Raw genomic sequence first — 12,841 nt, 5'->3', positions numbered from 1 at the left:
GATCAATTGAGGGGCAGCGGCAACCCGTGCGCATCGCCAGATTCTCCATCGACGGCAACGTCGGCTTCGGCGTCCTCGAAGGCGACGAACTCGACGTCATCAAGGGGCATCCCTTCGCGGAATTCGAGCGCTCGGGCCAGAAGGTCCCCCTCGACAAGGTCCGGCTGCTGCCGCCGGTCCTGCCCAACAAGGTCGTGGCGATCGGCCGCAACTACGCCGATCACGCCGCCGAGCTGGGCAACGCCGTCCCGGACGTGCCGGTCACCTTCTTCAAGCCGTCCACCTCGGTGACCGGCCCCGGCGACCCCATCGCGTACCCCTCCTTCTCCCAGGAGGTGCACCACGAGGCGGAGCTCGCCGTCGTCATCGGCCGCATGTGCCGGGAGGTGCCCCGCGAGCGCGCCAAGGACGTGATCCTCGGCTACACCTGCGCCAACGACGTCACCGCGCGCGATGTGCAGCAGCGCGAGAAGCAGTGGGCCAGGGCCAAGGGCTTCGACAGCTCCTGCCCGCTCGGCCCCTGGATCGAGACCGGGCTCACCCCCGACGACATCGCCGCCGGCCTCGCCGTCCAGTGCACGGTCAACGGCGAACAGCGCCAGCTCGGCCGCACCAGCGACATGGTCCGCCGGGTCGAGGACCTGATCGTCCACATCACCGAGGCGATGACCCTGCTCCCGGGCGACGTCATCCTCACGGGCACCCCCGCCGGGGTCGGCCCCCTCAACGTCGGCGACGAGGTCGCCGTCACCATCGAAGGCATCGGCACTCTCACCAACAAGGTGATCAAGCGTGGCTAACGCGACCCCCGTCCGCGTCCGTTTCTGTCCCTCCCCGACCGGTAACCCCCATGTCGGCCTGATCCGTACCGCCCTGTTCAACTGGGCCTACGCACGGCACAACCAGGGGACCCTGGTCTTCCGGATCGAGGACACCGACGCGGCCCGCGACTCCGAAGAGTCCTACAACCAGCTGCTGGACTCCTTCCACTGGCTCGGCTTCGACTGGGACGAGGGCCCCGAGGTCGGCGGCCCGCACGCGCCGTACCGCCAGTCGCAGCGCATGGACCTCTACAAGGACATCGCCGACAAGCTCCTCGCCGCCGGCCACGCCTACCACTGCTACTGCACCACCGAGGAGCTGGACGACCGCCGCGAGGCGGCCCGCAAGGCCGGCCGCCCCTCCGGTTACGACGGCACCTGCCGCACGCTCACCGACGAGCAGAAGGCCGCGTACGACGCCGAGGGCCGCACCTCCATCGTCCGCTTCCGGATGCCCGACGAGCCGATCACCTTCACCGACCTGGTGCGCGGCGAGCTGACCTTCACCCCGGAGAACGTCCCGGACTACGGCATCGTCCGGGCCAACGGCGCGCCCCTCTACACGCTCGTCAACCCCGTCGACGACGCCCTGATGGAGATCACCCACGTCCTGCGCGGCGAGGACCTGCTCTCCTCCACCCCCCGCCAGATCGCCCTGTACAAGGCGCTGATCGAGCTGGGCATCGCCAAGGACATCCCGGCCTTCGGCCACCTGCCGTACGTCATGGGCGAGGGCAACAAGAAGCTCTCCAAGCGCGACCCGCAGGCGAACCTCAACCTCTACCGCGAGCGCGGCTTCCTCCCCGAGGGCCTGCTCAACTACCTCGCGCTGCTCGGCTGGTCCTTCTCGGCGGACCAGGACCTCTTCTCCGTCGCCGAGCTGATCGAGAAGTTCGACATCGCGGACGTCAACGCCAACCCGGCCCGCTTCGACCTCAAGAAGGCCGAGGCGATCAACGCCGACCACATCCGGCAGCTGGACGTGAAGGACTTCATCACGGCCTGCGAGCCCTGGCTGAAGGCCCCGCACGCCAACTGGGAGCCCGCGAACTTCGACGAGGCCGCCTGGCAGGCCATCGCCCCGCACGCCCAGACCCGCCTGACCGTCCTCTCGGACATCACCGCCAACGTCGACTTCCTCTTCCGTGAGGAGCCGGTCGAGGACGAGGCGTCCTGGACGAAGGCGATGAAGGGCGACCCGGTCGCGCTGCTCACCACCGCGCGCGCCAAGCTGGACGCCGCCGACTGGGCGTCCGGCCCCGAGCCCCTCAAGGAGGCCGTCCTGGCCGCCGGCGAGGAGCACGGCCTCAAGCTCGGCAAGGCACAGGCCCCCGTCCGGGTCGCGGTCACCGGCCGCACGGTCGGCCTGCCCCTCTTCGAGTCCCTGGAGGTCCTCGGCAAGGAGCGCACCCTCCAGCGCATCGACGCGGCCCTGGCCAAGCTGGCCGGCTGACCCGCAGCACCCCCCCACGGGCCCGGACGCCGCACGGCTTCCGGGCCCGTGGCCCGTCCGGGGCGCTCGGCTACATTGCGGGTATGCCCGTTCGCGCCGTTCTCTGGGACATCGACGACACCCTCTTCGACTACACGGGGTCGGACCGGGCCGGTGCGCTGCGGCATCTCCGGGCCGAGGGCCTCCTCACGGCACACGGCGGCGCGGAGGCGGCACTGCGGCGCTGGCGGGCGGTCATGGAGACCGAGTTCGCCCGGTTCCTCGCCGGCGAGGTGGGCTTCCTCGATCACCGCAGGGCCCGCGCCCGCACCTTCCTGGAGGCCCCGCATCTCTCCGACGCCGAGGCCGACGCCTGGTTCGGCCGGTACATCGCCCACTACGAGGCGTCCTGGGTCCTCTTCCCGGACGCCGGCCCCGTACTGGAGGAGCTGGCACCGCTGGTGCGGCAGGCGGTGCTGTCCAACGCCTCCACCCCCAACCAGGAGCGCAAACTCGCCGTCCTCGGGATCCGCGACGCCTTCGAGGCGGTGCTCTGCGCCGACGAGCTGGGGTACGCCAAGCCCGCCCCGGAGGCATTCCACGGGGCCTGTAAGGCGCTTGGCCTAACGCCCGGCGAGGTGGTCTACGTAGGGGACAAGCTCGACATCGACGCGCTCGGCGCCCGGGACGCCGGGCTCACGGCCGTATGGCTGGACCGTGCGGGGACTGGGGAGGGGCCCGGGGAGGAGCCGCCGCCGGGGGTGCGGCGGATCGGGGGGCTGGCGGAGCTCCCCGAGCTGTTGCGCGGAGTTACCGGTTTTGGTGCGCCGTCCACGATCAGGTAATGTTCTTCCTGCGCCGCCCGAGAGGGCCGAAAGGCCCGGCCGGAAAGCGCAAGCCAAACAAACCCCCCACCGGGGGTTGAGTTTTGGTGGGCTATGGTGTAATTGGCAGCACGACTGATTCTGGTTCAGTTAGTCTAGGTTCGAGTCCTGGTAGCCCAGCAAGAGATCTTTCGGTCCACGTGATCGTTTCGAAGGTTTCTTGAGCGCAGTACCAGGCCCCCGTTGTGTAGCGGCCTAGCACGCCGCCCTCTCAAGGCGGTAGCGCCGGTTCGAATCCGGTCGGGGGTACAGATCCTTCCTCTCCGTTTCCTTCGGGTCGCTCCCGGATGCGACGACGCAGAGCCCACGCGGCCCCGGTCGCGTGGAGGATCGCTAGGGCCCCCGTTGTGTAGCGGCCTAGCACGCCGCCCTCTCAAGGCGGTAGCGCCGGTTCGAATCCGGTCGGGGGTACTGGTCTAAACCACCATGGGCTATGGTGTAATTGGCAGCACGAGTGATTCTGGTTCATTTAGTCTAGGTTCGAGTCCTGGTAGCCCAGCGCAGCATCCCCCGGGATGCTCAACTGCAGGAAAACTTGCCCCCGTTGTGTAGCGGCCTAGCACGCCGCCCTCTCAAGGCGGTAGCGCCGGTTCGAATCCGGTCGGGGGTACAAGAAGGAGAAGCCCCCCGCATCATGCGGGGGGCTTCTTCGCGTCAACTCCCGCCATCGAAGCGCCGGTTGGGCCGCTCCGCAGGCGGCCCGGCGCGACGCGGCGGTTGAGTGGCGGCCCGGCGGCCGGGAGGTGGTGGCCTTCCCCGGCATGCGGGCCAACAGCAGACGCGCGGTGTGCAGTTGGCTCCCGCCGGCCGAGCCGTTCCAGGCATGATCAAGAAGCTGGTCCGGAATGCGGAATCCGGACAGCGGGATGATCGGCTTCCGCCCGCTGTCCGGGGAGTCGGGGAACCCGGCTGTCCCGCCGTACCCCTACCGAGGCTCGTACGAGTCCGCCTGGTCCCTGTGCCGCCGCCCGGCTGTGCCGGACCCCGGGAAACGATTCCGGTCGGCCGCCGTGAGGCGCGAGCAGCGGACCGGAGGGGGCCTGAACGCCTGAGGCGGCTCCGCGCGGATCGTCCGCACGGAGCCGCCCCCTTTTTCGGCATCGCGGCCGCGGCCCGACACTGGCCCCTGCCACGGTCCGTCCCCTCGCGACGTGCTCAGCCGGTGCCTGACCTGGCCCGGAATCACGACCGCAACCGACCACGGCCCCCGCCCCGGCCCACCCCGCTCCGGGGCAATCAGCCTGTGCGCCGGAGCCCCTCCGAGAGGCGGGCCGCGGCGTCGATGACGGCCTGGGCGTGCATTCGGCCGGGGTGGCGGGTCAGTCGTTCGATGGGGCCGGAGACCGAGACGGCGGCCACCACGCGGTTGGAGGGGCCGCGGACGGGGGCGGAGACCGAGGCCACGCCCGGCTCCCGCTCGCCGATCGACTGGGCCCAGCCCCGGCGCCGTACGCCGGACAGGGCGGTGGCCGTGAAGCGCGCCCCCTGCAGTCCGCGGTGCAGCCGCTCGGGCTCCTCCCAGGCCATCAGGATCTGGGCGGCCGAGCCCGCCTTCATCGGGAGCGTGGAGCCGACCGGGACGGTGTCCCGCAGTCCGGACAGCCGTTCCGCCGCCGCCACGCAGATCCGCATGTCGCCCTGCCGGCGATAGAGCTGGGCGCTCTCGCCGGTCACGTCGCGCAGATGCGTGAGCACCGGGCCCGCCGTGGCCAGCAGCCGGTCCTCGCCGGCCGCCGCGGCCAGCTCGGACAGGCGCGGGCCCAGGATGAACCGGCCCTGCATGTCCCTCGCCACCATCCGGTGGTGTTCCAGTGCCACGGCCAGCCGGTGGGCCGTGGGTCGTGCGAGCCCTGTCGCCGCGACCAGCCCGGCGAGGGTGGCCGGACCGGACTCCAGGGCACTCAAAACCAGAGCTGCCTTGTCGAGAACGCCGACGCCGCTAGAGTTGTCCATGCAACGATACTCGCGTCTCACACTGTGAAACGCAAGTTCAATTTTCCAGGGAAGTCGTCAGTCTGTAGGTGTGGCCCTGGACCAGGGCCCGGCGCAAAGGCCCGGCAAGGGGACTTCTGCGGGCATCGCGCACAGACGAGAAAGGCCGGCACTGCGGCCGGCCGGAGGGAAAGCGATGGGACGGACACTCGCGGAGAAGGTCTGGGACGATCATGTCGTCCGGCGCGCGGAAGGCGAGCCCGACCTCCTCTTCATCGATCTGCACCTGCTGCACGAGGTCACCAGCCCGCAGGCGTTCGACGGCCTCCGCAAGGCCGGCCGCCAGGTGCGCCGGACGGACCTGACCATCGCCACCGAGGACCACAACACCCCGACCCTCGACATCGACAAGCCGATCGCCGACCCGGTCTCGCGCACCCAGCTGGAGACGCTGCGCAAGAACTGTGCCGAGTTCGGCGTCCGGCTGCACCCGCTGGGCGATGTCGAGCAGGGCGTTGTCCACGTCGTGGGACCCCAGTTGGGACTGACCCAGCCCGGCACCACCGTGGTCTGCGGTGACAGCCACACCTCCACCCACGGAGCCTTCGGCGCGCTGGCGTTCGGCATCGGCACCAGCCAGGTCGAGCACGTCCTGGCCACCCAGACGCTGCCGCTGGCCCCCTTCAAGACCATGGCGATCACCGTCGACGGCGAGCTGCCCGAGGGTGTCACCGCCAAGGACCTCATCCTGGCGATCATCGCCAGGATCGGCACCGGCGGCGGCCAGGGCTACGTCCTGGAGTACCGGGGCGAGGCCATCGAGAAGCTGTCGATGGAAGCCCGGATGACCATCTGCAACATGTCGATCGAGGCGGGCGCGCGGGCCGGCATGATCGCCCCCGACGCGACCACCTTCGACTACCTGCAGGGCCGTGATCACGCCCCGCAGGGCGCGGACTGGGACGCCGCGGTCGCGTACTGGAAGACCCTGCGCACCGACGACGACGCGGTCTTCGACGCCGAGGTGCGCATCGACGCCTCCGAACTGGCCCCGTTCGTCACCTGGGGCACCAACCCCGGGCAGGGCGCCCCGCTTTCGGCCAGCGTCCCCGACCCGGCTTCGTACGAGGACGCCTCGGAACGCTATGCCGCCGAAAAGGCCCTGGAGTACATGGGGTTGACGGCGGGTCAGCCGCTGCGGGACATCAAGGTGGACACCGTCTTCGTAGGTTCGTGCACCAACGGCCGGATCGAGGACCTGCGCTCGGCCGCCGCGATCCTGGAGGGCCGCAGGGTCGCCGACGACGTCCGCATGCTGATCGTGCCCGGCTCGGTCCGGGTCTCGCTGGAGGCCGTCGCCGAGGGGCTGGACAAGGTCTTCACCGCGGCGGGCGCCGAATGGCGGCACGCGGGCTGCTCGATGTGCCTGGGCATGAACCCCGACCAGCTGGCGCCCGGTGAGCGCTCCGCGTCCACCTCCAACCGCAACTTCGAGGGCCGGCAGGGCAAGGGCGGGCGTACGCACCTGGTCTCGCCGCAGGTCGCCGCCGCAACGGCGGTTCTCGGCCATCTGGCCTCACCGGCCGACCTGTCCGATGTCGCCGTCGCCACGCCCGCGGGAGTCTGAGAACCATGGAAGCCTTCACCACCCACACCGGCCGGGCCGTCCCGCTGCGCCGCAGCAATGTCGACACCGACCAGATCATCCCTGCTCACTGGCTGAAGAAGGTCACCCGCGACGGTTTCGAGGACGGGCTGTTCGAGGCCTGGCGCAGGGACCCGCAGTTCGTGCTCAACCAGGAGCGGTACCAGGGCGCCACGGTGCTGGTCGCCGGCCCCGACTTCGGTACCGGCTCCTCGCGCGAGCACGCCGTCTGGGCCCTGCAGAACTACGGCTTCAAGGCCGTCATCTCCTCGCGGTTCGCCGACATCTTCCGTGGCAACTCCCTCAAGAACGGCCTGCTGACGGTGGTCCTGCCGCAGGAGACGGTGGACCGGCTGCAGCAGCTGCTGGAGGCCGATCCGGCCGCCGAGGTGACCGTTGACCTGGTCGGCAGGCAGGTCCGCGCGGAGGGCGTCAGCGCCGACTTCGAGCTGGACGAGAACGCCCGTTGGCGCCTCCTGGAGGGGCTGGACGACATCAGCCTCACCCTTCGGGAGGAGTCGTCCATCGTGGATTACGAGGCGAACAGGCCGTCGTTCAAGCCGCGTACCATCGAGGTCTGACCTCGGGTTTTATGGCTCAAAGCTATATTGCGTACGATGCGCCCCCTGTGCAGTTGGCAGGGGGCGCATCTGCTTGTCGAGGCGCCTGTTGAGGCCCCGTGAAGCGACAACTCGCCGCAGATGGCACAATTAGCGCATGGAACGCGACGACCAACTCGAGCTCTACGGTCTCGTCGCCGACCGGCTCAAGGACGCACATACAACAGTGCGCACACTGCAAGTCCCGGAGGGCGTACGGATGGCGCTGACCCGGAAGCTGCTCGTCATCACGGCCGCGGCTAAACACGATCTTGCGGACGCGGCAAGGCGTCTGGAGTGGTTCATGGAAGACCTCGACGAAGGTCGTTATCCCGAAGATGTGCGCGCCGACGGAAGTCCGTGAAGGTCGACTTCGTTGCGGCACAAGGGTGATTAGCCCGTTTCGTGTTTGATTTGCGGTATATATCTGCCTAACGTGCGAAAAAGCTTGGAATCTTTCGTTCCAGCAATGTCTCCGAAGGGGAAGACGTGAACAAGGCGCAGCTCGTAGAAGCCATTGCCGACAAGCTCGGCGGCCGTCAGAACGCCGCGGACGCGGTGGACGCCGTACTGGACGCAATCGTCCGCTCCGTTGTCTCGGGCGACCGCGTTTCGGTCACCGGATTCGGCTCGTTCGAGAAGGTCGACCGCCCCGCCCGCTACGCCCGCAACCCGCAGACGGGTGAGCGCGTGCGGGTCAAGAAGACCTCCGTGCCGCGCTTCCGCGCCGGTCAGGGCTTCAAGGACCTGGTCAGCGGTTCGAAGAAGCTCCCCAAGGGCGGCGAGGTCTCCGTCAAGAAGGCCCCCAAGGGCAGCCTCTCCGGCGGCACGGCCATCAAGAAGGCCGCGGCCAAGAAGGCCACCGCCAAGAAGACCGCCGCCAAGAAGACGACGGCGAAGAAGACGACGGCGAAGAAGACCACCGCGGCGAAGAAGGCCACGGCGAAGAAGACGACGGCGAAGAAGACCGCCACGAAGGCCACCGCCAAGAAGGCGGCCCCGGCCAAGAAGACCACCGCGAAGAAGGCCACCGCGAAGAAGACCGCCCCCGCCAAGAAGGCGACGGCGAAGAAGGCGCCCGCGAAGAAGGCCACCGCACGCAAGACCACCGCCAAGAAGACCACCGCACGCAAGCGGTAGTACAGCAGCGACGACGCCACGCGCCGGGCCGGTCTCCCTTCGGGGAGCTCGGCCCGCGGTGCGTTCGGGGCCCCTGGGGACCCGCCTCCCGGGACCCGCCCCCAGGGGCCAGGCCGGCCCGCGGGCGGGCGACGGGCCCGGAAGCTGCTCGTCTAGGCTTCTCTCCCATGCAGGCCACCGCGTATACGTACGACTCCGAGACCCGCTCCGGCAGCGTGCTGCTGGACGACGGCACCCCGCTGCCCTTCGACGCGGCGGCCTTCGACGCCGGCGGCCTGTTGCTGCTGCGGCCCGGTCAGCGGGTGCGGATCGACGTCACCGGCGAAGGGGACGACCGGAAGATCGCCCTGATCACGCTCCAGACGCTCTGACCTGCGGCGGCAGCAGACGCGCCACCCCGCCGGGCGCCTCGGCCCCCGCGGGTGCCCCGCCCGCCAGCCGCGGCGCCTGGAGCGCCGTGTGCGGGCCCACGCCCAGCGCCAGCGCGGCCAGCAGGTCCTCTCCGGTGTCCACGTCCCGGCGGACCGAGGGCACCCCGGATGTGGTGAGCTCCCGCGCGCCGGAGGCCAGGTGACGGGCCCGGGACGGACCTCCGAATGCCGGTTCCAATTCCACTCCGGAAGTCGCGGTCAGAAGTGTTGTCCCGAAATCCGACGCATCCGCGAGAAATGCACGCGGAAATAGCGAAGCGGAATGGAGCACCAGTTCCAGTTCGGCGGGGCGCAGCGCGGGAAGGTCGGCGTTCAGGGCGGCGACCGCCGCGCCCGGACGGCGCGCCCGGACCGCGCCCGCGCCATGGGCCAGCGCCGCGTTGAGCCCGCGGGCCGGTGTGTCGGGCACGATGCGCGCGCCCAGCGCCGCCAGTCGCTCACCGGCCACCCCGTCGTCCGTGACAACCGCCACATCCCGGACGTCCTTGCAGGCCAGCGCCGCTGTCACGGTGTCCAGGGCGAACGCGAGGGCCAGATGTGGCCGAAACTCCTCCCCTGCGGCCCCGGAGAGCCTGCTCTTGGCCCGCACCAGCGGTTTCAGCGGCACCACCAGGCTCCAGCCCACATCCGCTCCGTCTCTTCGCATCAGCGCCATTCTCACCTGCTGCCGCCGCTCTCCGGGAGCGTCGGGGTTACGGTGTCCTCGACATAGCGGGTACCTGGGGCGACACTTGTGCGGCTGCCGGCCCGCAGCAGCTTTGCAGGTCCCACAAGGAGGGTGTCCCAGTGTCCCGCCGCAGAATCGGCTTCTGGTACCGCTTGGCCGCGGTCATCTGCAAACCGCCGCTCTTGGTTCTGTTCAGGCGGGACTGGCAGGGAATGGAGCACATTCCGGCCGACGGCGGATTTATCACCGCGGTCAACCACAACTCGTATCTTGATCCGCTCTCCTATGCGCACTATCAGTACAACACCGGGCGGGTCCCCCGATTCCTCGCCAAGGCCGGCCTCTTCAAGAGCGGCTTTGTCGGCCTGATGATGCGCGGCACCGGGCAGATCCCCGTGTACCGGGAAACCACCGACGCCGCCAACGCGTTCCGCGCCGCCGTCAGCGCCATCGACAAGGGCGAATGCGTCGCCTTCTACCCCGAGGGCACCCTCACCCGCGACCCCGACCTGTGGCCCATGCAGGGCAAGACCGGCGCCGCCCGGGTGGCGCTGCTGACCAAGGCGCCGGTCATCCCCGTCGCCCAGTGGGGCGCCAACGACGCGATGCCGCCGTACGCGAAGGAGAAGAAGCTCCGGCTCTTCCCGCGCAAGACGCTGCGGGTGAAGGCGGGCCCGCCGGTCGACCTGAGCGCGTTCCACGGCCAGGAGCCGACCGCCGAGGTGCTGCGCGCGGTCACCGACGTGATCATGGCCGCGGTCACCGAGCAGCTGGCCGGCCTGCGCGGCGAGCCCGCGCCGGCCGAACCCTACGACTGGCGCAAGGCCGTCGCCCGGGAGCGCCGCGCGGCCCGCGAAGCCGCCAGGGCGGCCCAGGGCGCCGCGGGGGCGACGGCTCCCGCCGAGCGCGCCGCCGCCCCGGAACCGGCCGTCGGCCCGCAGCAGGCCCGAAGCACCCAGCAGGCACAGGAGGATGAAAGCAAGTGACGCGCTGCGCCGTCTACGGCACGGGGTCCTGGGGCACCGCCTTCGCGATGGTGCTCGCCGACGCGGGATGCGAGGTGACCCTGTGGGGGCGCCGCGCGGCCCTGGTCGACGCGGTCAACAACGGCCGTACGAACCCCGACTACCTGCCGGGGGTCGAGCTGCCCGCGTCGGTGCGGGCCACCACCGACCCCGCGGAAGCGGCGCGCGGCGCGGAATTCGCGGTGCTGGCCGTGCCCGCCCAGACGCTGCGCGCCAACCTCGCCGAATGGGCGCCCCTGCTGCCCGCCGAAACGGTTCTGGTCTCCCTGATGAAGGGCGTCGAACTGGGCACGGCCAAGCGCATGAGCGAGGTCATCGAGGAGGTCGCGAAGGTGCCGGCGGAGCGCGTCGCGGTGCTGACTGGCCCCAACCTCGCCAAGGAGATCGCCGCCCGCCAGCCCGCCGCGGCCGTCGTCGCCTGCGCGGACGAGGAGGTCGCCCGGCGCTTCCAGGCGGCCTGCCACACCCCGTACTTCCGGCCCTACACCAACACCGACGTGGTCGGCTGCGAACTGGGCGGCGCCGTCAAGAACGTCATCGCGCTCGCCGTCGGCATCGCCACCGGCATGGGCCTGGGCGACAACGCCAAGGCGTCCCTGATCACCCGCGGCCTGGCCGAGACCACCCGGCTCGGCCTCGCCATGGGCGCCGACGCGCACACCTTCGCCGGGCTGGCCGGCATGGGCGACCTCGTCGCCACCTGCTCCTCGCCGCTGTCGCGCAACAACACCTTCGGCACCAACCTCGGCCGCGGCATGACGCTGGAGGAGACCATCGCGGTCACCAAGCAGACCGCCGAGGGCGTCAAGTCCTGCGAATCCGTACTGGATCTGGCCCGCAGGCACGGTGTCGACATGCCGCTCACCGAGACGGTCGTGGAGATCGTCCACGAGGGCAAGCAGCCGATGACCGCCCTCAAGGAGCTGATGTCGCGGACCGCCAAGTCCGAGCGGCACTGAAAGCGGAGCCGAATCGTCCGCCGGGTCCCGTTCCGTCCCGGGCGCGGTGGCCCGGCCGGCGGGGCGGGCACCGGCACGACGCCACCAACGGCCGCCGCAGCACTGACTCCGCGCCGGTCAGCAGGTACCCTCAAGCCGATATGAGCAGCGAGACCTCCCCACACAAGCCCCGCGTCGCCGTCGTGTTCGGCGGCCGCAGCTCCGAGCACGCGATCTCCGTGGTCACGGCCGGCGCCGTGCTGCGCGCCATCGACCGCGAGAAGTACGACGTGCTGCCCATCGGCATCACCACCGACGGCCGCTGGGCGCTGACCGCCGACGACCCCGAGCGGATGGCCATCGCGGGCCGGCAGCTGCCCACCGTGGCCGCGCTCGCCGAGTCCACCGAGGGCGGTGTGGTGCTCTCCGTCGACCCCACCAACCGCGAGGTCGTCTACAGCGAACCGGGCTCGGTCCCCAAGGCGCTGGGCGAGGTCGACGTGGTCTTCCCCGTCCTGCACGGCCCTTACGGCGAGGACGGCACCCTGCAGGGGCTGCTGGAGCTCTCCGGGGTGCCCTACGTCGGCTCGGGCGTCCTCGCCTCCGCCGTCGGCCAGGACAAGGACTACATGAAGCGGGTGTTCACCTCCTTCGGGCTGCCGGTCGGCCCGTACGAGGTCATCCGCCCCCGTGAGTGGGAAAAGGATCCCGCGGCCGCCCGCAGGAAGATCGTGGACTTCGCCGGCGAGCACGGCTGGCCGCTCTTCGTGAAGCCCGCCCGGGCCGGCTCGTCCATGGGCATCACCAAGGTCGACGACCTCGGCGGCCTGGACGAGGCGATCGAGGAGGCCCGCCGGCACGACCCCAAGATCCTCGTCGAGTCGCTGCTGCGCGGCCGCGAGATCGAGTGCGGGGTGCTGGAGTTCGAGGACGGCCCGCGGGCCAGCGTCCCGGCCGAGATCCCGCCGGTCACCGCGCACGACTTCTACGACTTCGAGGCCAAGTACATCGACTCGGCCGACGGGATCGTGCCCGCGCCGCTGACCGCCGAGCAGACCGCCGCGGTCCAGGAGCTGGCCGTCGCGGCCTTCGAGGCGGCGTCCTGCGAGGGCCTGGTGCGCGCGGACTTCTTCCTGCAGGACAACGGCGAGTTCGTGATCAACGAGATCAACACGCTCCCCGGCTTCACGCCCATCTCGATGTACCCGCGGATGTGGCAGGAGAGCGGTGTGAGCTACCCGGAGCTGATCGACCGGCTCCTGCAGGCCGCGCTGCGGCGCTCCACGGGACTGCGCTGAGCCACCGCGCCCGACGGTGCCCGCCCGGA

Annotated in this window: 13 protein-coding genes and 5 tRNA genes; 16 read left to right on the top strand and 2 right to left on the bottom strand. The window is 70.3% G+C overall.

All coding sequences use genetic code 11. From position 1 onward, the window contains the following. Positions 1-26: 26 nt before the first annotated feature. The 8 genes from K7396_RS10725 (at position 27) to K7396_RS10690 (ending at position 3,747) form a co-directional block, all read left to right on the top strand. Positions 27-800: a fumarylacetoacetate hydrolase family protein gene (locus tag K7396_RS10725; RefSeq protein ID WP_086719814.1), complete on the top strand. Its 774-nt coding sequence runs from the start codon at positions 27-29 to the stop codon at positions 798-800. After that, a complete protein-coding gene (gene gltX, locus K7396_RS10720; RefSeq protein WP_086719815.1) occupies positions 793-2,274 on the top strand; it encodes a glutamate--tRNA ligase in 1,482 nt (493 codons plus the stop codon). Before K7396_RS10725 ends, gltX begins: the two co-directional genes overlap by 8 nt. 83 nt (positions 2,275-2,357) lie before the next feature. Then, complete coding sequence (locus K7396_RS10715; RefSeq protein WP_152104853.1) at positions 2,358-3,098, top strand: HAD family hydrolase; 741 nt, start codon at positions 2,358-2,360, stop codon at positions 3,096-3,098. An 87-nt stretch (positions 3,099-3,185) separates the two neighbouring features. Next, positions 3,186-3,257, top strand: a tRNA-Gln gene (locus K7396_RS10710). 56 nt (positions 3,258-3,313) lie between these two features. Next, positions 3,314-3,386 (top strand) — tRNA-Glu (locus K7396_RS10705). 89 nt (positions 3,387-3,475) lie between these two features. Further along, positions 3,476-3,548: transfer RNA gene (locus K7396_RS10700), tRNA-Glu, on the top strand. Between the two features lie 16 nt (positions 3,549-3,564). Further along, positions 3,565-3,636: transfer RNA gene (locus tag K7396_RS10695), tRNA-Gln, on the top strand. A gap of 38 nt (positions 3,637-3,674) precedes the next feature. After that, positions 3,675-3,747 (top strand) — tRNA-Glu (locus tag K7396_RS10690). Between the two features lie 626 nt (positions 3,748-4,373). Here the strand turns inward: K7396_RS10690 and ndgR are convergent. Continuing rightward, positions 4,374-5,090, bottom strand: coding sequence for an IclR family transcriptional regulator NdgR (gene ndgR, locus K7396_RS10685; protein WP_026169203.1), 717 nt, complete (start codon positions 5,088-5,090; stop codon positions 4,374-4,376). 175 nt (positions 5,091-5,265) lie between these two features. On the opposite strand from ndgR, the gene leuC reads away from it, so the two are divergent. From leuC to K7396_RS10660, 5 genes are all read left to right on the top strand, one after another. Then, positions 5,266-6,696 carry a 3-isopropylmalate dehydratase large subunit gene (gene leuC / locus K7396_RS10680; RefSeq protein WP_086720467.1) on the top strand — a complete coding sequence of 477 codons (1,431 nt, stop codon included), beginning with the start codon at positions 5,266-5,268 and terminating at the stop codon, positions 6,694-6,696. A gap of 5 nt (positions 6,697-6,701) precedes the next feature. Beyond that, positions 6,702-7,295, top strand: a complete 594-nt coding sequence (gene leuD, locus K7396_RS10675) for a 3-isopropylmalate dehydratase small subunit (RefSeq protein ID WP_086720466.1) — start codon at positions 6,702-6,704, stop codon at positions 7,293-7,295. Between the two features lie 136 nt (positions 7,296-7,431). Beyond that, on the top strand, positions 7,432-7,677 hold the full coding sequence (locus K7396_RS10670; protein WP_086720465.1) for an SCO5555 family protein: 246 nt from the start codon (positions 7,432-7,434) through the stop codon (positions 7,675-7,677). A gap of 125 nt (positions 7,678-7,802) precedes the next feature. Continuing rightward, the gene (locus tag K7396_RS10665) at positions 7,803-8,453 is read left to right on the top strand and encodes an HU family DNA-binding protein (protein WP_086720464.1); all 651 of its coding nucleotides are present in this window, start codon (positions 7,803-7,805) and stop codon (positions 8,451-8,453) included. A gap of 167 nt (positions 8,454-8,620) precedes the next feature. Further along, the gene (locus tag K7396_RS10660; protein ID WP_086720463.1) at positions 8,621-8,824 is read left to right on the top strand and encodes a hypothetical protein; all 204 of its coding nucleotides are present in this window, start codon (positions 8,621-8,623) and stop codon (positions 8,822-8,824) included. Here the strand turns inward: K7396_RS10660 and cofC are convergent. Further along, on the bottom strand, positions 8,805-9,530 hold the full coding sequence (cofC, locus tag K7396_RS10655; RefSeq protein ID WP_223659858.1) for a 2-phospho-L-lactate guanylyltransferase: 726 nt from the start codon (positions 9,528-9,530) through the stop codon (positions 8,805-8,807). The two genes, K7396_RS10660 and cofC, sit on opposite strands and share 20 nt — an antisense overlap. 140 nt (positions 9,531-9,670) lie before the next feature. Here cofC and K7396_RS10650 point away from each other — a divergent pair, with 140 nt between their 5' ends. The 3 genes from K7396_RS10650 to K7396_RS10640 all read left to right on the top strand — a co-directional run bounded on the left by K7396_RS10650 (position 9,671) and on the right by K7396_RS10640 (position 12,812). After that, on the top strand, positions 9,671-10,537 hold the full coding sequence (locus tag K7396_RS10650) for a lysophospholipid acyltransferase family protein (RefSeq protein WP_086720461.1): 867 nt from the start codon (positions 9,671-9,673) through the stop codon (positions 10,535-10,537). Further along, positions 10,534-11,535, top strand: a complete 1,002-nt coding sequence (locus K7396_RS10645) for an NAD(P)H-dependent glycerol-3-phosphate dehydrogenase (protein ID WP_086720460.1) — start codon at positions 10,534-10,536, stop codon at positions 11,533-11,535. The genes K7396_RS10650 and K7396_RS10645 overlap by 4 nt, the downstream gene beginning before the upstream one ends. A gap of 140 nt (positions 11,536-11,675) precedes the next feature. Further along, complete coding sequence (locus K7396_RS10640; RefSeq protein WP_086720459.1) at positions 11,676-12,812, top strand: D-alanine--D-alanine ligase family protein; 1,137 nt, start codon at positions 11,676-11,678, stop codon at positions 12,810-12,812. Positions 12,813-12,841 lie beyond the last annotated feature (29 nt).

It is taken from the genome of Streptomyces angustmyceticus (assembly GCF_019933235.1).
Taxonomy (GTDB): domain Bacteria; phylum Actinomycetota; class Actinomycetes; order Streptomycetales; family Streptomycetaceae; genus Streptomyces; species Streptomyces angustmyceticus.
The sequence above is the reverse complement of the archived record's forward strand: the minus strand, read 5'-3'. Positions and strand labels throughout refer to the sequence as shown.